The sequence below is a fragment of the Myroides profundi genome, assembly GCF_000833025.1.
GTDB classification, from domain to species: Bacteria; Bacteroidota; Bacteroidia; order Flavobacteriales; family Flavobacteriaceae; genus Flavobacterium; species Flavobacterium profundi_A.
Genome location: NZ_CP010817.1, coordinates 744,602 through 766,067 on the forward strand (window position 1 = coordinate 744,602; position 21,466 = coordinate 766,067).

A 21,466-nucleotide genomic window follows, 5' to 3' on the forward strand; every position below is an offset into this window, starting at 1 on the left:
TAATGTAAAAAATGCTTTAGTTTATTTCATTTAGAGTTGTTATCTTTACCTTAGCTTAACATTTCCTTTTAATACGGGGTGTTAAATTTCCTCTGTGTTAAATCAAGAAAGAAAGAGTTGAAAAAAATCATTATAAATTTTTTTATTTGATCTAAAAACATAAATTTGCGACTCTCATTAGTTTTAAAAGAGAAAATAAGTAATAAGTAATAATTGAAAAAAAAAGAATTAAATTTTTAAAAAGATGACAAAAGTATCAAACGAATCAGTTGAGAAAAAAGGATCTAGTTCAGGAGCAAGCAGAGTAATTGCATCACTAGCAGTAGTATTTTGTATTGTATTTGGTTACATTATCTGGAAATTTGTAATGGGTAACCCAGCTAACTTTGAAAACGGTGATCCAGAAAACGGACATCCACTACCAGGGAACTTCATGGGAATGGTTTATAAAGGAGGAATTGTAGTAGCGGCGTTAATTGGATTATTAACAATGACTGTAGTTTTCTCAATCGAGAGATTCTTTGTAATTTCTAAAGCATCAGGAAAAGGTAATGTAGGTAAATTCGTACAAGACTTACAAGGAAACATCAATGCTGGAAGAATCAGCGAGGCTATGGATGCATGTGACGCTCAACAAGGGTCAGTAGCTAACGTAGTAAAAGCTGGATTAATCAAGTATGAAGAAATGAAAAAAGAAGGATTCAATAGCGAAGAAGCTACTGAAGCTATTCAAAAAGAGATCGAAGAGGCTACTACATTAGAGATGCCAATGTTAGAAAGAAACATGATCGTATTAGCTACATTAGTATCTATTGGTACGTTAGTAGGATTATTAGGTACAGTAACAGGGATGATTAAAGCGTTCTCAGCTTTAGCAACTTCTGGTACTCCTGACTCAGCAGCATTAGCAACAGGTATTTCTGAGGCGTTAGTATGTACTGCAACAGGTATTGGTACTTCTACATTAGCTATTGTTATGTATAACTCATTTACAACTAAAATTGATAGATTAACTTATTCAATTGACGAAGCAGGATTTGCTATTACTCAATCTTACAGAAGATTCAAAGGTTTAGTAAAGTAATTAGAATAAGTAAATAATAATAATACTAAGCCTGTGTAGACTTAGAATCAATACAGGTTTAGTTTATAAAAAAACACTATCAATGGCAAAAGGTAAAATGAAAAAGAAAAGTATGAGAGTGGATATGACCGCAATGTGTGACGTGTCGTTCCTACTTTTGACTTTCTTCGTATTGACTTCTACTGCTAAAATGCCAGAACCATTACCTGTGGATACTCCATCTTCAACAGTACAAACTAAATTACCAGAGGTGAATTTAGCTACAGTTACTATCGGAGGTGAAGAAGGATCAGAAAAGGTTTTCTTTGGGGTTTTAGGTAGAGAGGATCGTATCGCAACTCTTGAAAAAATGGGAGAGCGTTACAATATAGAATTTAATGATGAAGAGAAAAAGACTTTTTCATTCTTAGAAGGTGTTGGTACACCAATGCAAGATTTGAAAAGTTTCTTAAATCTTCCGCCAGATGTTAGAAATAAAGTTACTTCAAACCAACCTGGGATTCCTACAGATTCTGTAAATAACCAATTAAAGGATTGGGTTCAGACTGCTCGTGTTGTAGCTAAAGACTTGAACAATAAAGTTCTTGAAGTAGCAATTAAAGCTGATGCAACTGTAAACTATCCAAAAGTGAAAAGTGTTATGGATGTTATGCAGGAGCAACGTCTAAACAAATTCTATTTGGTGACAGGTCTAAGAAATGAGGATTTTTAATCATTAAACAAACTGTAAATGGCTGAATTAAATACAGGTGGAGGCGACAAGGATAAAAAAGTAAGAAGTAAAAAGCAGAATGCTGGAGTGGATTTAACTGCGATGGTGGATCTTGCTTTCTTATTGATTACTTTCTTTATGTTGACTACATCAATGAATAAACCGCAGTCGATGAACTTAGCTATGCCAGACAAGTCTGAAGAAGCAAAGAAAGAAGATAAAACGAAAGTAGATGAGAATCGTACGATGACTGTCTTAATCGGAGCGGATAATAAAATAAAATGGTACTTAGGTATGCCTAATGCACCATTAGAAGGACCAACAGATAGTTCATACGGTCAAAACGGGATAAGAAAAGTAATTATGGAGAATACCAAAAAAGCTTTGGCTTATTCTCAAAATCCTGAAGATGGCTTAATTGTAATTATCAAAGCTAGTGAGAAATCAAATTATCGTAATCTAGTAGATATCTTAGACGAAATGGCAATTACAGGTACTAAAACTTATGCTATCGTTGATATCTCTGATAAGGATTTAGAGTTCTTAGGTGAGAAATAGTTAACGTCTAAATAATAAAAAGAAATGTCAAAATTAAATATCTTTAAAAAAGATTGGATTGATATTGTTTTCGAAGGACGTAACAAATCTTACGGAGCTTATCAATTAAGATCAGAAAACCCAAAGGTTACTACAGTAGCTTTGTTTGCTGGTATGGCTCTTTTTGGATTAGCAATTGCTTCTCCAATGTTGATAGACATGGCAAAAGGTACTTTTGGAGTTAAAAACGTGGAGAAATACGATGTGCCTTTAGAAATTAAGGAGATCGATCTTCCACCACCGGTAGAGGAATTACCTCCACCACCAGAAGAAGTTCCACCTCCACCACCACCAGTAGAGGAAGTGAAGAACGTGAATGATACTAAAAAATTCGTTGAACCTGAAGTAGCGAAAAAAGAGGAAGTAACTGAAAAGTTAACTAATCAAGAAGAACTTAAGGATGCAGATCCAGGAGTGAAAGATGCTAAAGGGGATAAGGAAAAAGGTGAAATCAAAACTGGAGAAGGTACAGGTGAAGCTGATAAAGATAAAAAACAAGAAGTATCTGGAGATGGAGACCCTAATAAGGTATTCGTAGCAGTACAAGTTAGAGCAGAATACCCAGGTGGTATGGCGGCTTTTAACAAACAATTTATCAGTAGATTCAGAACACCAGATATCGATTCAGGAGTGAAAAGAATCCAAGTTATCGTTCAGTTTATTGTCGAGATAGACGGTTCATTAACTGATATTAAAGTTGCTCGTGACCCAGGTTACGGTGCTGGTAAAGAAGCAGTACGTGTACTTAAATCTATGCCAAAATGGAAACCAGCTATTCAAAACAATAGAAGTGTTAGATCACAATTTACATTACCAATTACTATCCAAGTACAATAGGTATGTTTAAAAATAAATTTCAACAGAAATCGCTAGTACAGCGATTTCTGTTTGTTTTCGGACTATGCTTCTTTTTACTTTATTTAGGATTAGGTTGCATGTTTTTGTTTTGGGATAATATGCCTATAGCCCTTGAATACACACATAGAATGCTTTTCGGAGGATTATTAATTGTGTATGGAGTATTTAGATTTATAAGACTTTGGAATCAGGATTGATTCTTAAAATATGAAGCCGCTTTTAGCGGCTTTCTTTTTTTGTTCAAATCTTAACAATTGAAGTTATTTGTTTTTTCTATCTTTATAAAATAAGATTTTTTAGATACTACTTATTAAATGATAAAAAGAGGTTTTAGAGTTTTAAGCTATGTTTTAGCTTTTACTGCATTTTCAGTTGTTTTCATACAATGTAAAAAGAAAGAAGTACAATCTACTCAGAGTAATATGGAGATAGATTATAAAGCATTAGATGAAACACCAGTTTCTGGTTATACACGAATTCTTGTTGATGAATCAGTTTATCCAATAGTGAATGAGGTGAATGAAGTATTTATGTATGAGTATAACAGAGTAAAGGTGGATTTGGTTAAGAAATCTGAAGGAGAAGTATTGAATATGCTAATGAATGATTCGATTCGTGTAGCAGTGTTACCTCGTAAACTTACAGATTTAGAAGTAGAACATTTTAAAGGTAGGGTAAAGCCTAAGATGACTCACTTTGCAACTGATGCAATTGTCTTTGTAACAAGTAAGGTTTTTAATGATAGTATTGTTGATTATCAAGGGATTCTGAATAATTTAAAAAGTAGTTCTGCCGATAAATCAAATAAGAAGATCTTAGTTTTTGATAATATTAATTCTAGTATAGTGTCTTCTTTCAAGGAAAAAGCTGGTGTTAGTGAATTCACAAAGGATTATGCCTATTTTGCTGGTGATACTGAAAGTGTGATTGATTATGTTAGTAAGAATTCTGATGCGATAGGTGTTATTGGTTTGAATTGGCTTACTCAACCAACTGTAGAATTAGAAGAGAAAGTAGCTCAATTAAAAGTACTATCAGTTAAGAATGCTAAGGATAGTAAGTATTATAAGCCATCACAGAATAATATAGCAGAGGGAACATATCCACTTACTAGAGATTTGTATGTAGTGGATATTCAAGGAAAATCTGGTTTAGGTGTTGGATATGCTTCTTATATCGCTGGATATAAGGGACAACGAATTGTTTTGAAATCAAATCTAGTACCATTTAAAGTTCCTCCTAGAGAATTAAACGTGAGAAAAGAAATATAAGAAAAATCGTTAAATCAAATTATATATCTAGATTATGAATAAAAGAAATCTAAAATCATTACTTGCAATAGCTCTAATTAGCGCTACAAGCTTTGCTCAAGACTTAGAAACAGCGAAGAAGGCTATTCAGGATGAACAATATGATAAAGCAAAGGCTATTTTAAAGTCTTTAGTTGAAAGTAAACCTAATGATGGTAAGAACTACTATTATTTAGGGGATGTGTTCTTACTAGAAGATGAAGTAGAATCTGCTCGCTCTTATTTTGAGAAGGGTATAGCAATTAAGAGTAAAGGTTTCCTTAATTATATAGGATTAGGACAATTAGCCTTGGAAGAAAACAACGTGCCTGTAGCTAAAGAAAATTTAGATAAGGCTTTAAATAGTATTCGAAAAAAGGACTATGATGAAAAGTTATTAGTTGCTTCAGCTTATATTTCTTCAGAGAATAAATTACCAAAAGAAGCAATTGCAATAGCTCAGGATGTTATTAACGCAGATTACACTAATGCAAACGCATATAATATTTTAGGTAAGGCTTATTTAGCTGAGAATAACTTTAATGAGGCTTTCTCTGCATTTAGAAATGCAATATCATATGATGAGTCATTGTTAGATGCTAAATTACAATTGGCTATTATCACTAAAAGAGGACGTGGTTTTGCTGAGGCTATAAAAGCATGTGAAGAAATTTTAGCTGTTAATCCAAATTATGCTCCTGCATTAAGAGAAATTGCTGATAGTTACTATTTATGGTCAGTTCAGGATAGTTCTAAGAAAGAGCAAAATATGGTCAAAGCTGAAGAGTATTTTCAAAAGTATATCAGTGCTTCAGATAACTCTATTGAGGCAAGAATGAAGTATGCTGATTTTCTTTTGGTAACAGGAGAGTATACAAAATTGGAAAGCTTAGCTAATTCTCTTAAAAATGAAGAAGGAGTAAATAACCGTATTTTTAGATACTTAGGTTATGCTGGATATCATAATGCTAATTATGCTGTAGCTGTAGAAGGTTTAGAAAAGTATATTTCAAAAGCAAAAAAAACTATTGGTAGAGATCATCTATATTTAGGTGTTAGTTACTTGAATATCGCTAAGGAGAACAATGGATATTATGCTAAAGGCATAGAAAGTTTAAAACAAGCTATTAAAGTTGACCCTGAAGTAGCAGAAGAATTCCATGCATTAGGCCTAGAATTATTCAGAAAGAATAATCTAAAAGAAGCTATTGATGTATTTGTGATTTCAGGAGCTATTAAAGGACAAAGCAACTATGTCTATGATAATTATTACGCAGGATATTGTTATTATGTATTAGGAAGAGATGATGAAAGTGGTAATAATGAGCAAGCTTTAAAAGAAGCAGATAAATATTTTGCAATAGCAATTGAAGGTGATGCTAAGTTAGCAGAAGCTTATTTCTTTAAAGCTAGAGCTAATCGTCTTCTGAAAGATGATGAGGCTTATAAGAAAGTATATGAAGCGTATTCTGGTTTTATTAAACAACTTACAGAAGCAGGTACTTTAGATAAAGCTGATAATAAAGACAGAGTAATTGAAGCTTATACTTCTTTAGCTACTTATCATGCGAATCAAGAAGAAAATGCTGAGTCTATCAAGTTCTTTAATAAAGTATTAGAGTTGGATCCTCAAAATGAGTTTGCAAAGAGTACTATTAAAGTATTACAATAATTAGAATATTAAATATCAAGAAAACTCAATTGTGATTTTACAGTTGAGTTTTTTTTGTTATTGTTTATTAGAATGTTATTATCGTTTATCTTTGTTGTCTTAATGTAAAAAGTAAAATGACGAAAGATTACGATAAAGAAGCATTAGATGAAGGGAGAATATTACCTCTAATGGAAGAGTTTTATACTATTCAAGGTGAAGGATTTTATTCTGGTCATGCAGCGTATTTTATTAGATTAGGTGGGTGTGATGTTGGATGTCATTGGTGTGATGTAAAAGAGAGTTGGGATGCTGAATTACATCCTTTAACTGATGTTCAGCAGATAGTGTCACGTGCAAGTGAAGAAGCTAATTTAGCTGTTATAACAGGAGGTGAGCCTTTGATGTATAATTTAGATGTGATTACAGCTGAATTGAAGAAAGCGGGTCTACAAACGAATATTGAAACGTCTGGTGCTTATGAATTAACAGGTGATTTCGATTGGATATGTTTATCTCCTAAAAAGAATAAATTACCAACTCAAAGTGTGTATGACGCAGCAAATGAATTAAAAGTTGTGATATACAATAAGCATGACTTCATTTTTGCAGAAGAGCAAGCAGCAAGAGTTAATAAAGATGCACTATTGTTATTACAAGTGGAGTGGAGTAAACGCGCTGAGATGAATCCTCTTATTGTTGAGTATGTAAAGAAAAACCCTAAGTGGAAAATTTCTGTTCAAACACATAAATATTTGGATATTCCTTAAATAGCTTTAAATTTACAAGAAGGTTTAAAAATAAAAACTATGAGAAAAATAATACTTGCTTTTGCAATGGTATTAGTAGCTCAGTTTTCTTTTGCACAAGATGCATTTAAAGCTGATACTAAAAAGTATATGGATTTAAGCGGACAATTAAAGACGTTTGAATTGTTAACTAAAGAATTGTCATTAAATGTAGAGGAAACTAAACGTGCAGATTTTGAAAAAGAATTAAAAGCAAGCATGGTTGTTTTAGTTGATAAGATGGCAGAGATGTATATGACAGAATTTAGTCATGAAGATGTTAAGCAACTTATACAGTTTTATGAGTCTCCAGTAGGTAAAAAACTTAGTGATAAGAGTGAAGTGCTTTTTGAAAAAGGTCAAAAAGTTGGAGAGGAATGGGCAGTAGGACTACAAGGTATTATGATGAAGTATATGCAAGAATAATAAAAAAAGCTCTGTGTGAAAACATAGAGCTTTTTTTATTATTCGATTTATTGGATACTTAGTCTTGCTAGGTAATCACAGTTATCACCTTCTGTAATAAGTTCACATTCTAGTCCATTACTATGAGCTGCGTTTTGAAGTGTGTTGTAATCAAGATACAGCCATTCAAGAGGATCATCAACTTCTCCTTTATATTCAACAGTAAAGGTTAATTCACCATAATAATCTTTGTTCTCCATTGGTATCCATTTACCTCCATCTTCGTCTTCATCAAACATATAGATTAAATCAGAACTATCAATTAGTATTTGCCCACCAGGGTTTAATAAAGATTTTAAGTGCTGTAGGTACTTAGTTGTATTTATTAATCTTCCGAAGATACCTGTACCATTCATTAATAACAGAATAGTATCAAACTTTTCGTTTGATAAGTCTAGTAAGTTTTGAACAGATACATTTTTGATTCCTCTTAGTTTACAAGCTTCTATAGAGTTAGGAGAAATATCTATAGCTTTTACATCAGCTCCTTTTTCTTGTAGATAAAAAGTGTGAGTACCAGCTCCACATCCTACATCAAGTATTCTTCCTTTAGCCAGATTAAGAGCCTTTTGTTCGATCTTTGGCATCTCTTTATAACTTCTAAATAGATAAGCAATATCCATTTCTTCTGCTTCAGAGATATCTGTTTCGGTGATTACATTCTGTGGATGATTATTTGTCTGAAAATCTAAAATAGCTTTTCCTAAAAGGTCTTTCATTATTTAATCTTTCTTTTAAAATTAAAGTAGAGTTGTTGTAATTTTGTATCCAAAAGAATGCAAATGGATAAAACACTTTCACAACTTCCCAAGTTGGCCAAAGATAAGCATAATGAAAATAAAAAGTATTTTGATAAACTAAAAAAGAAAGCACCTAAAGATTTAGATTATCAAATGCAAGAAATCCATGACAATGTGTTTAAGAAAACAGATTGTTTGAGTTGTGCTAATTGTTGTAAAACAACTGGGCCTCTTTTTACGAATGCGGATATAGAACGTATCGCAAAGCATTTAAAAATGAAACCCCAGCAATTTATAGATAAGTACCTATATATTGATGAGGATCGTGATTATGTCTTACAGAGTCTCCCTTGTACATTTTTAGATAATGAAAATTACTGTATGATATATGAAGTTCGACCTAAAGCTTGTCGTGAATATCCTCACACAGATAGAAAGAAGTTTAATCAAATATCTAATCTTACACTTAAAAATGTAGCGATATGTCCTGCTGCTTATGAAGTAGTAGAGGAGATGAAGAGACGAATTATATTAAAATAAGTATTAGATGAAGAAGTGCTCTTCTTCTAATGCTTTCAAGTTCTCTTCTGTGATGTCTTCTACTTGTTCAGTAAAATACTCTAGTAGTTCTATGATTTTGTTTTTTAGCTTTTCAAAAAAAGCTACAGCATTTTCTAAGTAGCCTTTTATAGCATTAAACATATCTAATATCGTATCAACAAAGTTGATTAAGCGCTCACCTAAATCCATATTTTTTTAGTTTATGTTATTGTGTTATCTCAAATATAACAATTATAAGTACTGAATTATCTTAAAAGTATTAGAAAATTTAGCCTTTATAATAATGAGTATAGAAATAATTAACTCAACCAAGTTTTAAGATCTAGTATTTGGTTTTTACTTACTAAAATAGGAGACTCATCTTCAGGATTTGGAGTAATTTTAAGTTCTATTTTTTGACTATTATGTTTAATAATATCAGCTACTGATTTTATATTAATGATATACTTTCTATTTATTTTGAAGAAGGTTTTACTATCTAGTTTACTAATGATATCTTTTATCGTATCATCATAGATGTATGAATTGTTGTCAAAAGTATATAGGAATAAATGTTTACCAGAAGCAACAAAGTATGCTATTTGATCTTTTTCTATAGATTTTAATTTATGCCCATTATTTACTAGAAAACGTTCTTTGATTGAAGAATCATTCCCATTTTCTATTTTAGCTAAACTGTCTAAGGTAGGAGCAATCTCAAATTGTTTACTAATCTCTTTAAACTTAATTAGAGCATCATCTAATTCTTCGCTAGTAAATGGTTTCAGTATATAGTCAATCGTGAATTGCTTAAACACTTGTATAGCATAAGAATCATAAGCAGTAATAAAGATAATAGGTGTTTTTATCTCTATATGTTCAAATATTTCTAAACTCTTTCCATCACCTAAATGGATATCCATGAAAATCAAATCAACTTTATTTGCTAAAAAGAAGGCGGTAGCTTCCTTTACAGATGATAGGATAACTATATCATCTATAGAAAGGTGTTCTTGTCTTAAAAGCAAAGAATGTAAGTAATTTGAAGCTAAGCTTTCGTCTTCTACTATAGCAATTTTCATGTGGTGATAAATTTATACAAAAGTATAAAATATAATTTAGACTTAGCATGTAGAGCTCTAGGCTATAATTAAGGGAAGAGATATTAAAAAAGCCACTCGATATCGAGTGGCTTTTTTGGTTATGAGTCTGGCGAAGACTATAGATTTGGGTTGTTTTCTCTTGCTTCTTTTGGGAATGGCAACGTATATCTCAAATCATTTTCTGTTAGAATAAACGTGTCATTACCAAATTTGTGTACTATTTTCTTTTGGTTTAAACGTCTTAAGTCAAACCATCTGTGACCTTCTAAAGCGAACTCTTTATTTCTTTCGTCAAGTATAAAAGAGATAAATCCTTTTTGATCTAAACCAGAAAGTTGCTGTATTACCTTTGCAGCAGCTTCTGGCTTATATCTGCTAACTATCAATTTTTCTATTGTACTTTTAGCTTCTGCTAATCTGTTTAAGTGACCTAATGCTTCCGCTTTAATCATGTATAACTCAGAAGTACGGAATGATGCTTTCATCTCTCCATTTCCTGTTTTTTTACTAATGTATTCTCCTTTTACTAGTTGAAATGAAGTATTAAAACGCAAATCACTTTCTCTATCATAAATATTATATAATTCATCAGAGACTAAAGCAATTTCTTGTATACCTTCAGTTAAACCTTCTTCTAAAGCTAAGATTGATTCGACAGATTTAAAGCTTGCTACAGATGTATTAATATCTTTATTTAGATTTTGTAATTCACTTTTGTATTGTAAAGCTTTATCTACACTTACAAGAGCTGCTTCGTATTCTTTTTCATAAAGATTTACTTTTGCTTCTAAAGCGTATATTGCAGCTAATGTGAAGCGATGATTTTCTCCTATTTCAAAAGAAGTTACTTTTAGGTGTTTTTTTGCATTGTTTATATCAGAATGTATTTGAGTATAAACTTCAGCTATTGTTGATTTCTTCTTTTTATTTTCTATTTCGTGTGTTAATTGTAAGACAATACCAGGTTCTGTTGCAGCAGTTGCTTTGTCATAAGGTTTAGCATATAGATTAGTCAAGTCAAAGTATGCTAAAGCTCTTAACCCATAAGCTTCTCCTAATAATTGTTCTTTTTGATCTCCTACTTGCATGGTATTTACTCCATTATTAATCAAATCATTTGTATAGAAAATGGTTTTGTAAAATTGAGTATATCCAAAACTAAGAGTTTGTTTAGATGGATTTACATCTTGATAAGTGTAAACATCTTTTACAGACAAAATTTTTGAAGATTCTTCATCTATTGTAATCTTTACTTCATCTGTACGGAAATTACTTAAAGATTTATGATTTGGGTAGTTTACATAAGCAGTGAACATTAACTTGTGATAATCTTCAACTGTTTCAGGAATAATTTTTCCACTTGGCTGTATATCTAAGAAGTCATCACAACTAACAAAGGATAGACTTAAGAATAAACTACTTAATATTAATATTGTTTTTTTCATTATGATACAATGTTAGAAAGTTACATTTAATCCTAGAGTGAATGACTTTTGGATTGGTTGTGTATAGATATTACCATACGTTTCTGGATCGAAATAACCATCATAATTTGTTCCAAATACAAATAAATTACGACCTTCAACTGTAAATCTGATATTATCAACATTTAATTTTCTTAATAGGTCTTTTGGTAGTGAGTATCCTAAACGAATACTACTAATACGAACATAACTAATTTCTTTAGTCCAGATATCTAAGTATTTATAAGAGTTTCCACTATCTCCACCATCAAACCATTTTGCTAACATCCAATTGTCATTATCTGTATTATAATTTCCTTGATTATCATTAGCAAGTAAACCAGGCAATGATCCGTTAGGGTTATTAGGAGACCATATATCTAATAAATCAGTTGTATAATTTCTTCCTGGGTCAACTTTAGCTGCATTGTAAGAAGGTGTTTTTTGTACCGTTTGCTTTATGTTAAAAGCAGCAGATACTGTTAGATCAAAGTTCTTAACTCTTACTGTATTAATAAGACCTCCAGTGAATTTAGGATCTTTATCACCTGCATAAGAATATAAGTTACGGTACTCTTCAGGGGTCAGATTGGTATCAACCATATAACCAGGCATGAAATCAGCCATAGGATCATATAATTTAAAGAATTCTTTTCCTGTTACTTTTTCACCTTCTTTCCAGAATAATAAGTTCCCTTTTTCATCAAAACCAGCTGTTTTAATATGGAATACTGAATTTACAGGTAATCCTTCTCTTGATGGTAAAGTCTCGTTATCGAATATTTGAATTTTATCTACCTTACTTTTATTGCGAGCGAAGTTGAACGTTGTAGTCCAAGAGAAATCAGGTGTAGAGATATTTCTAGTTGTAATAGCAATCTCATACCCTTTATTCGTTACTTGGGCCCAGTTCATATTTGTAAATTCAAACCCTGTCTCAAGAGGTAATGCTTTAAGACCTATTAGGTCTGTACTTTTTCTGTTGTAGGCATCAAATCCAATAGAAATTCTATTGTTGAACAAACCTAAATCAAAACCTAGGTTAGTATTTGTTGTTTTCTCCCAACGCAAAGTACCATTAGGTGCAGCAGTTACCTGTATTGTTTGCCCTGGATATCCTGGTAATATTGTTGATGTATTGTATTCTCCAATCAAGAATGGAGAAGTTGTTTTGTCTATATTTCCTTGTAATCCATAAGAAGCACGTAAACGTAGATTACTTACGAAATCTAAGTTTTCCATAAAACTTTCTCTTGTTACATCCCAAGATCCAGAGACAGCCCATAGTGGTACGTATCTGTATTTAGGGTCAACACCGAATAAGTTAGAACCATCGGCTCTTACACTTCCAAAGACAGTATATTTTCTGTTGTATGTATATGAAGCAGTTGCAAAGAATGATGCATAAGCATTTTCGTTTACAGTCTTTTTATAAGTTTCATATTTTTTTTCTTTTGATTCTGTACTTCCCTCTGGGAATATAATAGGTTTAGTAGTTAAGGTATTAGCATCATAACCAAAACCTTTTGACTTAATGATTGTTTGATCAGATTTTCTAATCTCCATACCTGCCATTACATCTACTTCATGCATATCGTTGAAGATTGCGTTATAAGTAGCCTGTGTTTTCCAGTTGTATTGGAACATATCATCATTAAAGTTTTCTATAATACCTCCATCAGGTAAGAAATACTTATATGTTTTAGTAGCTCTATCATAATATCTAGTAGCTTCTTTAAACTTACGTGTAGAGTATGTCTCTTTTCCTAAATACTTTTCTGTATCACTTTTGTCAAGTTGTAAACCTAATTGAGAGGTTAATTTTAAATCATTCAAGATTTGGTATTCTAAATCAAATACAGCTTTAAAAGATTTATTAACTAACTCATAACTTGTATTCGTTCTTTCTTCTGCAAAGTTAAAAGGTACGTATCTATCTTCATATCCTGAGATATCTTTATCGTACATATAACTACCATCTGTATTGTAAGGAGCTAAGTATGGATTTGCATTTCTAGAGTAGTTAATAGGGTTAATAGCAGCATCAGCATCTGTTACGAAATTATTCTTTTTAGAATGTGTTCCAAATAGAGATATTCCTACTTTAAGCTTATCACTTACTTGATAGTTATCTTTTAAGGTAATGTTAAAACGTTCAAATCCTGTACCGATAGTTGTTCCTTCTTCATTAAAGTATCCTAATGAGAAATAGTAATCATTTACATCAGAACCACCTGAGAGACTTAGTCCATATTGTTTATTGAATGTAGGTCGGAAGATTTCTTTACCCCAGTCTGTATTTGTTTTTCTAAGGTTGTTAATAGAAGCTTGAGTAGCAGATGATAATGCATCAAAGCCACCGTTTCTATACATATCTAATTCATTACTTCCATTTAAGATACGCATTACTTCACCTTGATTAGATCGATCATTAAATATATCAGATCTTCCTGCTAACATTAACTCAAAATCAACTTTCTGATCCGAGTTCATTAAGTTTAATTTCTTGAAGTCAGGTCTCTGGTTTACAAAAGTATTAGCTGTAAAGTTTACTTTCATATCACCTTTTTTCCCTTTCTTAGTTGTGATTAAGATTACTCCATTAGCTGCCCTAGCTCCGTAGATAGCTGTAGCAGAAGCATCTTTTAGAATCGTAATGTCTTGTATATCGTCTGGATTTAATCCTGCAATAGAGAAATTTTGAAGTTGATCGATATTATCTTTATCATTAAAGTTCGGTACATCGTTACCTTCTAGTGGCATACCATCTAGTACCCATAATGGATCTTGAGCTCCAGATAAAGAAGCCGTACCACGTATTCTAATCTTAGCAGGAGCACCAGGAGCACCAGTTTGGTTCACTACTGCCATACCCGCTACTTGTCCAGCTAACATCTGATCCACACTAGCTACACCAGTTTGGTTGATTTCAGCCATACTCACCTGAGCTACTGATGATGTAAGCTTTCTTTTTTCGATTGTTTGGTATCCTGTGATAACCACTTCATTTAAAATATCAGGGTCAGCACCTAAAGTCACTACATAATGACCTTTAGTATTTAAAGTGATTAATTTAGATTCATATCCGATAAAACTGATACGAATGCTTTTAGTATCCTGTGGTACTTCTAAGGTAAAGTTACCATCAAAATCAGTCATAGTACCAATACTAGTACTTTCTACGATACCTGCTTGTGATGTAGCATTAGACACTGTCTGTGTCTCTACAATTACTGAGGCACCAGGTAATCCTAGCTTGTCCACGCTATCTTGGACAAGACCAGTGATCACTCTTTTCTCTTGCGCGAAGGCAAGAGAAATAGTAAGGAGTGAGAAAAGGAGAAAAAGTTTTTTCATGTTTCCTTTAATAAAATTGGGGTTAGTTTATTTCTATAGATTTAAAGCTTCGTTTATTCTATTGATTAGATCAGCATAGTGTGCACGAGTAGCTTTATCTCCGTTGTTTTTCTTTTTATTCAGAATGTTTTTGATATTCATTAATTCACTTTTCTTGTAAGAAGTAACTTCTGATACTCGCTTCATTACAGTGTAATTAATGTTTCTCAACTTGTTATCCTCTTCTACATGATTACATAGAGTAGGGAACTGAAGAGAGTGCGCAGTTAGTAAACCTTTTTTACTAGTCTTTTCGAATAGCTTGTTTACATCTATGATTAGAGCATCCACATAGTTCTTTTGAGTCATACGCTCTAGGATAGATAAACTCTTTCCTTTTTTTGTGGGTGCAAAAATCTCACTATTAAGCATTGAAAACAAATCATTTATCGTAAAGTTTTTCTCTTTACCTAATTCTACTTGTTGTACTTCATTTTCTAATAGACGTAATAAACGCTCATCCATTAGGGTGTAGTACAGTGTAGAATATTGTAGTTCTCTAGCTAACGAATATGGTGAGTATTCGAATGGACCTACAGGAGAGTCTTTTAAGCTATATGTGTTTTCAACTACTTCATTAAAGAACAACCATGTTGGAATATGTAAAGCATTTTTAGCCAAATACTCTACTGCTCTTTTTTGTTTCTCGTAAGGGACAGGCTCGTATGCTTTTTTGTTGTTTCCGTATACTGCATGGTTTAGATAAACCCCTCCGATATTGTTTAACACGTGTTGATTATACATTTGCCATTGTCCTATAGCTCCCATGTATAATTTACCAGCTTCATAGTAATCCTCTCCTTCTTCGTATGTCCAAGGAATAATATTATCTACTACTATTTTTAAGTTCTTTAATCCGTATTCACTAGCTTTCATAGCATCATCTCCTAGATCTTCTGATTGAGAACGAGGATCTACGATGTTTAGTGAACTTTGTTGCTCTCCATAGAAGTACATAGGATCATCCTGATGATCTTCTATCATTTTGCGAAGTGCAGTTTTTTCTTCTTCTTGATTTGGATACCAACGGTAACCCCACTCGATAGCATATTTGTCATATAGACCGATCTGCGGAGTGATAGCAGTTACACCATCCTCTGGTTGTGCTACATAGTTATAACGAGCATAATCCATAATAGATGGAGCAGTACCTCCCATTTTATCAGTGAATTCTTTTGAACGTAGAGAATCTACTGGGAATGCATAAGAAGAACCCATATTGTGTTTTAGACCAAAAGTGTGTCCTACCTCATGAGATGATACGAAGCGTATAGCTTCTCCCATATGCTCATCAGTGAACTTATTCGCTCTAGCCTTAGGGTCAATAGGACCTGTCTGTATACGCATCCAGCTATGAACAGAAGTCATTACATTATGCCACCAGATGATATCAGATTCGATAATCTCTCCACTACGAGGGTCTATTACAGATGGCCCCATAGCATTAGATTTAGGAGATGCAGCATACGTTATTACAGAATAGCGCACATCATCGATATCAAAATCTTTATCTTCTTCAGTAGGTTCTTTAGCAATAATTGCATTCTTAAAACCAGCTTTTTCGAATGCTACTTGCCAATCGTGTACCCCTGCTATAATTTTAGCTCTCCATTGGGGTGGAGTAGCAGGGTCTATATAGTATACGATTGGTTTTTTAGGCTCTACTAGTTCACCTCTTAAATATTTTTCTACATCTTCTTCTTTTGGTTCCATGCGCCACTTCGTGATGAACTCTTGTTCTTTCATTTTGTGTTGCGCATCACTGAAGAACCAATGTTTCTCTGTGAAGTAACCTACTCTTTTATCAGCTATACGTGGTTGCATAGGTTTCTCTGATAGTAATACGATATTACTCGTTACTCCTAAAGATACAGGTAAGTCTCCAGAACCTTCATTAACACTTGTTGTTAATAGAGATTTAACTACGATATTCTCAGGGAATGTCTTTACTCCCTCTATATAAGATAAGTTTGTTTTAATAGACGTAGGAAGACCTAGTCCATTTAATACATCATTAAAACTCTTTTGATTTCCGTCAAAAACTTTATTTACTTTAATTACAGTAGCTGTAGAATCTGGACTTTGAGCTTCAATGTCGAATACTTCTAGTACTGATTCTATAAAGTTTGTTTTTACTGATTTAGTAATTGCATCATCAGCAGGAGAAGAAACTCTTGGGGTGATTGTTTTAACCCATACTTTTTTTGCAATCGTATCTTTGTGAAATGTAATCAGTTTATTCTCATAGTTCATACCAGTATTTGCACCAGCATCATTCACTTCTAAAGGAACTTGAGATAATTTATTAACAATTAAAAATTGACGGTTTAGTAAGCTGTCTGGGATTTCAAAATAGATATCAGTTTTTACCTGAATCGTATTAAACATCCCTTTAGTATAGACTCCCTTTTTGATTAGGTCAGCATAGTCATCTTTTTTACTATCTGTTGAGTCTTTTTCTGTGGTTACTGTTTTTTCAGTTTTTGGGGTGTTCTTTTTCTTAGCAGCATAGACTGGTGGTACCTGTGCCAGGCAGTAAGAAAATATTAAAGCACTGATACTTAGTTTAACCGTGTTTTTATCCATTGTTATGTTAAGTTATTATTAAGTCACTATAAAACTAACTGACTTACCTCTATGCTTAAAATTTTTGGGAGTGAATGGATGGAATAGGGGAGTGAGTGGATAACTTTAACATTTGATCAAAGGCAAAATGCAAATAAATTTACCTTCTTCACATTTTGTCTCGTATCCTATAACGTTATAATAGTTATAGATTGAATCTAAGTATTTTAGACCAAAAAGCTCACTCTCTGAAGTAGTCTTTTTAGGTTGATAATTATTTGTGATAATTACTTCATCATCATGGATTAATATCTCTATAAATAAAGGATGTTCTGTAGTAGCTATATTGTGTTTAAGCGCATTTTCTACACAGATTTGCAATCCTAAAAACGGAATTTTTTGATGTGATTTTTCTGTTCTTTGATCAAGTAAATCAAAGTGTAATTCTTTCGTAAATCTGGTTTTCTGTAGCGTGATATACTTTTCTATAAACTCTACTTCATTCTCTATGTCTACAATGTTTTCTGCAGGAGGTGTTATTAAGTAACGGTAAGTTTTACTTAAATTTAATGTAAACTTCTGTGCTGTTTTAGGCTCTAGCTCTATAAGCATATAGAGAGAGTTCAGCGAATTAAATAAGAAATGAGGATTAATCTGATTCTTTAATTGTTGCAATTGAATTAAAGCTTTCTCTTTACTAATCTTCTCATTTTCTACAGCTAATAACTCTTTCTCTAGATAGGCTTTTTTATTCGCCATACTAAAGATATAAAACAGAGAGAATAGAATAGTTACGGTTGTCAGAAAGATAAGAATCGTATTGCGTCTAATCGGTTTGATATTATCATCCACGTTAAACTTGGGAAAGTTGACCGTAATATAGCCAGAGAAGTTTTCGGATTTAAAAGGACTGATAAATCGGAATACTTCTAAGTTTAAGTACTCAGAGTTAACGATAGGAGGATTAGCAGGATCTGTTTTGCGAACGGTATCTTGAGCAGAGAAGTTACTAAGCTCAAATACATTTTTACCCATCAGACTATCTTCTGGATGATAAATGCATAACCCGTCTTTAGTGAATATATAAGCGTAGTTTGGTGTCGTCACATCTATATTCGTTAGATATTTATGATATAGCGCCATATCTACCACGATACCATAAATCAGTCGTTCGTTATTAGCGATAGGCGTACTGTGATACATCAGCCAGTATTGGAAACCATTTTGTTCTACAAAAGTGTTTTTATGAGAATGATCAGGGTTCGCTAAGATTATTTTATTGAATATATTATCCTTATCTATCTCTTTATCTCTGCCTATATGAGCCTCTATAATCTCATTGTTCTGATTTACTCTGAAGTACCAGTTTAGAGAGACTACACCATCTAGGTTATACATCTGATTAAGCGTCTCATACTTTAGAGAAAGTTGACCTACTGGAGTGTTTTTAGTAATATGGTCTAGAGAGTTTAGATGACGATCTATTTTATTAAACTCTAGTTCTAACGAACGTAGCTTTTGATAAAAGTTTTTAGAGGTGATATACTTATAAGTGTCTTCATTGCTTTGATTAATAGAAGAACTCAACATATATATAGCACCTATCGTAATCATTAGAATAACGATTCCGATAGCCATAAAGGTTTTGCGCGATATAAATATTTTGTTCTTCAATGTCCTTGCTGAAGTTTATAAGTTAGTTGTGATATAGTAAATAAGGCTGACGTGTAATCTTAAATTTGTCTAGCCCACTTTGCCATGATTGACGAATTTCTTTCTCTGTTTTACCAGCTGTGATTTGAGCTTTTAAGTCAGCAGTACCCGCTAGTTTTATAAAGAAGTTAGTAAAGAATTTATCTTTATTCGTAGAGCTATTATATGCTTTTAACAACCATCTTAGTTCTATTTTAGACACTTTATTCTCTTTAGATAAATTCTCTCCATAGCACAGTTTACCATTGTTCATAGGATCTTTAGCACCAGCGTTAGGCTTAGGAGTGAACTGATAAGGCATTTTCGTTAAGAAAGGTGAACCATATATCTGAAACTGTAAGTCTGTCCCTCTACCAGAGCTAACATTAGTCCCCTCGAAGAAGCATAAACTAGCATATAGATTTATAGCCTGATCATTAGGTAGATTAGGTGATGGTGCTACAGGTAGTGAGTAGCTCATCTGTCTAGTATAGTTATCTACAGAGATTACAGTCAGGTCACACTGTACTCCATTCGCTAACCATTTCTCTCCATTGATCATTTTAGCATATTCACCTATTGTCATTCCATGCATCGCAGGAATAGGATGCATTCCTACGAAGCTTTTATTCTTCATATCTAATGTAGGACCATCTATAATCGCGATATTAGGATTAGGTCTGTCTAATACGATAACTGGGATATTCTGTTCTGCACACGCTTCCATTAGATAGTGTAGAGAAGAAATATAAGTATAAAATCTCGCTCCTACATCCTGTAAATCAAATAATATAATGTCAATGTTTTTTAATTGATCAGCAGAAGGTTTTTTATTATTCCCATATAGAGAAATGATAGGTAAGCCTGTCTTCGTATCCTTGCCATCTTTTACAAGTTCACCAGCATCAGCTGTACCTCTAAAGCCGTGCTCAGGGGCATAGATTTTCTTTACATTTACTTTGTTTTCTAACAAGAAGTCCACTGTAGAGGTATAAGAGCCATCAGCATTTTTAATCACTCCTGTCTGGTTAGTCAGTACTCCTACATTTTTGCCTTTTACTAATTCAAAGTAAGCAGATAATCGTTCGGCTCCTACTGAGATCGTATTGTTATTATCATGTGTATTAGAGGTGTTTTTTGCATAAGTATTAAAATTAACACTTAGTGCTAATAGACAGACTAAGAATAATAATGTATTTTTGAAACTTGAATTCGATATCATATTTATTTTGAAATTAGAATATTTTATAACTAAACGACTTGTCACTACTAAGAATTATAAAAGTAGTGTATCCGCACCAATTATTAAAATTGCAATTACAGCTATTGCATTAGGCATGATCATGATGCTTATCTCTGTTGCAACAGGTTTAGGATTGAAATACAAAATTAGAGATAAAATTTCAGCTTTTAGCGGTCATATCGTAATAACTAATTATGATAGTAATGTTACAGATATTACACTTAAGCCGATAGATATAAGTGTAGTACAGTCTGATGATATTAAGAATATAGAAGGAGTAAAGAAAATACAGTCTTATGCCTCTAAGGCTGGTATTATAAGAACAGAGGATTCTTTTGAGGGAATTATTTATAAAGGAGTAGACTCTCTTTATGATTTAAACGAGATCAAGGATTATCTAGTAGAAGGGAGATTGCCGAAATCGGCTGATGGAATGAGTAATGAAGTACTGCTGTCTCAATATATAGCAGATAGAATGCACTTTAAAGTAGGAGATAAGATTACGACTTACTTTATGAAAGAATGGGGAAATAAGATTCCAAATGTTCGTCAGTTTGAGATTGTAGGGATTTATAATTCGGCATTACAGCAGTTCGATGCGAATATTGTAATAGGAGATATAAAGCATGTACAGCGCCTGAATAGATGGAAGGCAAATGAGGTAGGAGGGTTTGAGGTAGTATTAAATAGCTTTGATCAGATCGAACAAAAAGGCCAAGAGTTCTATATGAATTTACCTTCTACAGTAGACAGTAAGACTATTGTAGACAAGTATAGTAATGTATTTGGTTGGATAGATATGTTTGACTTTAATATAAAGATTATCATTATTATTATGATTGCGGTAGCGTCTATTAATATGATAGTAGCTTTATTAGTACTAATACTAGAGCGTACACAGATGATCGGAATATTAAAAGCTATGGGTGCTGATAACTGGGCGATTAGAAAAGTGTTTTTATACAATGCGACATACCTGATAGTAAAAGGATTGCTTTATGGTAATCTTATAGGATTAGGGTTATTGTATATACAACAGTATTTTGGTTTGATTAAGTTAGATTCTACGGCTTATTATGTGAGAGAAGCTCCTGTATTGATTCGATTTAGCGATGTGTTTTTATTAAATTTAGGAGTAATAGTCATTGCATTTTTAGTATTGCTTATTCCATCCTATATGATTACTAAGATTAGCCCTATAAAAGCGATTCGTTACGATTAATAATAAGGATTTTTAAAATATATAAATAGCCTCTAGTGCTTCTATTTCGGAAGTATTA

18 protein-coding genes are annotated in these 21,466 nt (G+C 32.6%); 10 read left to right on the forward strand and 8 right to left on the reverse strand.

Annotated features, from left to right (window positions below; all coding sequences use genetic code 11):
- The first annotated feature begins 244 nt into the window (after positions 1-244).
- The 8 genes from MPR_RS03355 (at position 245) to MPR_RS03395 (ending at position 7,405) form a co-directional block, all read left to right on the forward strand.
- Positions 245-1,084 carry a MotA/TolQ/ExbB proton channel family protein gene (locus MPR_RS03355; RefSeq protein ID WP_006257212.1) on the forward strand — a complete coding sequence of 280 codons (840 nt, stop codon included), beginning with the start codon at positions 245-247 and terminating at the stop codon, positions 1,082-1,084.
- An 82-nt stretch (positions 1,085-1,166) separates the two neighbouring features.
- Positions 1,167-1,796: an ExbD/TolR family protein gene (locus MPR_RS03360; RefSeq protein ID WP_006257211.1), complete on the forward strand. Its 630-nt coding sequence runs from the start codon at positions 1,167-1,169 to the stop codon at positions 1,794-1,796.
- An 18-nt stretch (positions 1,797-1,814) separates the two neighbouring features.
- Positions 1,815-2,354 (forward strand): ExbD/TolR family protein, encoded by a 540-nt coding sequence (locus MPR_RS03365; RefSeq protein ID WP_041889120.1) that lies wholly within the window; start codon positions 1,815-1,817, stop codon positions 2,352-2,354.
- Positions 2,355-2,378: 24 nt separating this feature from the next.
- On the forward strand, positions 2,379-3,230 hold the full coding sequence (locus MPR_RS03370; protein WP_041889122.1) for an energy transducer TonB: 852 nt from the start codon (positions 2,379-2,381) through the stop codon (positions 3,228-3,230).
- 335 nt (positions 3,231-3,565) lie between these two features.
- On the forward strand, positions 3,566-4,522 hold the full coding sequence (locus tag MPR_RS03380; RefSeq protein WP_041889125.1) for a PstS family phosphate ABC transporter substrate-binding protein: 957 nt from the start codon (positions 3,566-3,568) through the stop codon (positions 4,520-4,522).
- Positions 4,523-4,556: 34 nt separating this feature from the next.
- Positions 4,557-6,212 carry a tetratricopeptide repeat protein gene (locus tag MPR_RS03385; protein WP_041889128.1) on the forward strand — a complete coding sequence of 552 codons (1,656 nt, stop codon included), beginning with the start codon at positions 4,557-4,559 and terminating at the stop codon, positions 6,210-6,212.
- Positions 6,213-6,328: 116 nt separating this feature from the next.
- Positions 6,329-6,961 (forward strand): 7-carboxy-7-deazaguanine synthase QueE, encoded by a 633-nt coding sequence (locus MPR_RS03390; protein ID WP_041889132.1) that lies wholly within the window; start codon positions 6,329-6,331, stop codon positions 6,959-6,961.
- A 39-nt stretch (positions 6,962-7,000) separates the two neighbouring features.
- Positions 7,001-7,405, forward strand: a complete 405-nt coding sequence (locus MPR_RS03395; protein ID WP_006257205.1) for a DUF2059 domain-containing protein — start codon at positions 7,001-7,003, stop codon at positions 7,403-7,405.
- 47 nt (positions 7,406-7,452) lie between these two features.
- Here MPR_RS03395 and MPR_RS03400 read toward each other — a convergent pair whose 3' ends face one another.
- Positions 7,453-8,163, reverse strand: a complete 711-nt coding sequence (locus MPR_RS03400; RefSeq protein ID WP_041889135.1) for a class I SAM-dependent methyltransferase — start codon at positions 8,161-8,163, stop codon at positions 7,453-7,455.
- Between the two features lie 63 nt (positions 8,164-8,226).
- Here MPR_RS03400 and MPR_RS03405 point away from each other — a divergent pair, with 63 nt between their 5' ends.
- Positions 8,227-8,724: a YkgJ family cysteine cluster protein gene (locus MPR_RS03405; RefSeq protein ID WP_006257203.1), complete on the forward strand. Its 498-nt coding sequence runs from the start codon at positions 8,227-8,229 to the stop codon at positions 8,722-8,724.
- Positions 8,725-8,727: 3 nt separating this feature from the next.
- Here MPR_RS03405 and MPR_RS03410 read toward each other — a convergent pair whose 3' ends face one another.
- The 7 genes from MPR_RS03410 to MPR_RS03440 all read right to left on the reverse strand — a co-directional run bounded on the left by MPR_RS03410 (position 8,728) and on the right by MPR_RS03440 (position 20,165).
- Complete coding sequence (locus tag MPR_RS03410; protein ID WP_041889138.1) at positions 8,728-8,934, reverse strand: hypothetical protein; 207 nt, start codon at positions 8,932-8,934, stop codon at positions 8,728-8,730.
- Between the two features lie 110 nt (positions 8,935-9,044).
- Positions 9,045-9,806, reverse strand: coding sequence for a LytR/AlgR family response regulator transcription factor (locus MPR_RS03415; protein ID WP_016650223.1), 762 nt, complete (start codon positions 9,804-9,806; stop codon positions 9,045-9,047).
- Positions 9,807-9,943: 137 nt separating this feature from the next.
- Positions 9,944-11,272 (reverse strand): RagB/SusD family nutrient uptake outer membrane protein, encoded by a 1,329-nt coding sequence (locus tag MPR_RS03420; RefSeq protein WP_041889141.1) that lies wholly within the window; start codon positions 11,270-11,272, stop codon positions 9,944-9,946.
- Positions 11,273-11,284: 12 nt separating this feature from the next.
- Positions 11,285-14,647 carry a SusC/RagA family TonB-linked outer membrane protein gene (locus MPR_RS03425; protein WP_041889145.1) on the reverse strand — a complete coding sequence of 1,121 codons (3,363 nt, stop codon included), beginning with the start codon at positions 14,645-14,647 and terminating at the stop codon, positions 11,285-11,287.
- 33 nt (positions 14,648-14,680) lie between these two features.
- Positions 14,681-17,272: a zinc-dependent metalloprotease gene (locus MPR_RS03430; RefSeq protein ID WP_041889148.1), complete on the reverse strand. Its 2,592-nt coding sequence runs from the start codon at positions 17,270-17,272 to the stop codon at positions 14,681-14,683.
- 105 nt (positions 17,273-17,377) lie between these two features.
- Positions 17,378-18,889, reverse strand: a complete 1,512-nt coding sequence (locus MPR_RS03435; protein ID WP_041889150.1) for a histidine kinase — start codon at positions 18,887-18,889, stop codon at positions 17,378-17,380.
- A gap of 58 nt (positions 18,890-18,947) precedes the next feature.
- On the reverse strand, positions 18,948-20,165 hold the full coding sequence (locus tag MPR_RS03440) for an exo-beta-N-acetylmuramidase NamZ family protein (RefSeq protein WP_041889152.1): 1,218 nt from the start codon (positions 20,163-20,165) through the stop codon (positions 18,948-18,950).
- A gap of 7 nt (positions 20,166-20,172) precedes the next feature.
- On the opposite strand from MPR_RS03440, the gene MPR_RS03445 reads away from it, so the two are divergent.
- On the forward strand, positions 20,173-21,408 hold the full coding sequence (locus tag MPR_RS03445; protein ID WP_041895150.1) for an ABC transporter permease: 1,236 nt from the start codon (positions 20,173-20,175) through the stop codon (positions 21,406-21,408).
- Positions 21,409-21,466 lie beyond the last annotated feature (58 nt).

Coding starts and splice junctions, on each gene's coding strand:
- MPR_RS03355 (WP_006257212.1), top strand. CDS start 245: ATGACAAAAGTATCAAACGAATCAGTTGAGAAAAAAGGATCTAGTTCA.
- MPR_RS03360 (WP_006257211.1), top strand. CDS start 1,167: ATGGCAAAAGGTAAAATGAAAAAGAAAAGTATGAGAGTGGATATGACC.
- MPR_RS03365 (WP_041889120.1), top strand. CDS start 1,815: ATGGCTGAATTAAATACAGGTGGAGGCGACAAGGATAAAAAAGTAAGA.
- MPR_RS03370 (WP_041889122.1), top strand. CDS start 2,379: ATGTCAAAATTAAATATCTTTAAAAAAGATTGGATTGATATTGTTTTC.
- MPR_RS03380 (WP_041889125.1), top strand. CDS start 3,566: ATGATAAAAAGAGGTTTTAGAGTTTTAAGCTATGTTTTAGCTTTTACT.
- MPR_RS03385 (WP_041889128.1), top strand. CDS start 4,557: ATGAATAAAAGAAATCTAAAATCATTACTTGCAATAGCTCTAATTAGC.
- MPR_RS03390 (WP_041889132.1), top strand. CDS start 6,329: ATGACGAAAGATTACGATAAAGAAGCATTAGATGAAGGGAGAATATTA.
- MPR_RS03395 (WP_006257205.1), top strand. CDS start 7,001: ATGAGAAAAATAATACTTGCTTTTGCAATGGTATTAGTAGCTCAGTTT.
- MPR_RS03400 (WP_041889135.1), bottom strand. CDS start 8,163: ATGAAAGACCTTTTAGGAAAAGCTATTTTAGATTTTCAGACAAATAAT.
- MPR_RS03405 (WP_006257203.1), top strand. CDS start 8,227: ATGGATAAAACACTTTCACAACTTCCCAAGTTGGCCAAAGATAAGCAT.
- MPR_RS03410 (WP_041889138.1), bottom strand. CDS start 8,934: ATGGATTTAGGTGAGCGCTTAATCAACTTTGTTGATACGATATTAGAT.
- MPR_RS03415 (WP_016650223.1), bottom strand. CDS start 9,806: ATGAAAATTGCTATAGTAGAAGACGAAAGCTTAGCTTCAAATTACTTA.
- MPR_RS03420 (WP_041889141.1), bottom strand. CDS start 11,272: ATGAAAAAAACAATATTAATATTAAGTAGTTTATTCTTAAGTCTATCC.
- MPR_RS03425 (WP_041889145.1), bottom strand. CDS start 14,647: ATGAAAAAACTTTTTCTCCTTTTCTCACTCCTTACTATTTCTCTTGCC.
- MPR_RS03430 (WP_041889148.1), bottom strand. CDS start 17,272: ATGGATAAAAACACGGTTAAACTAAGTATCAGTGCTTTAATATTTTCT.
- MPR_RS03435 (WP_041889150.1), bottom strand. CDS start 18,889: ATGGCTATCGGAATCGTTATTCTAATGATTACGATAGGTGCTATATAT.
- MPR_RS03440 (WP_041889152.1), bottom strand. CDS start 20,165: ATGATATCGAATTCAAGTTTCAAAAATACATTATTATTCTTAGTCTGT.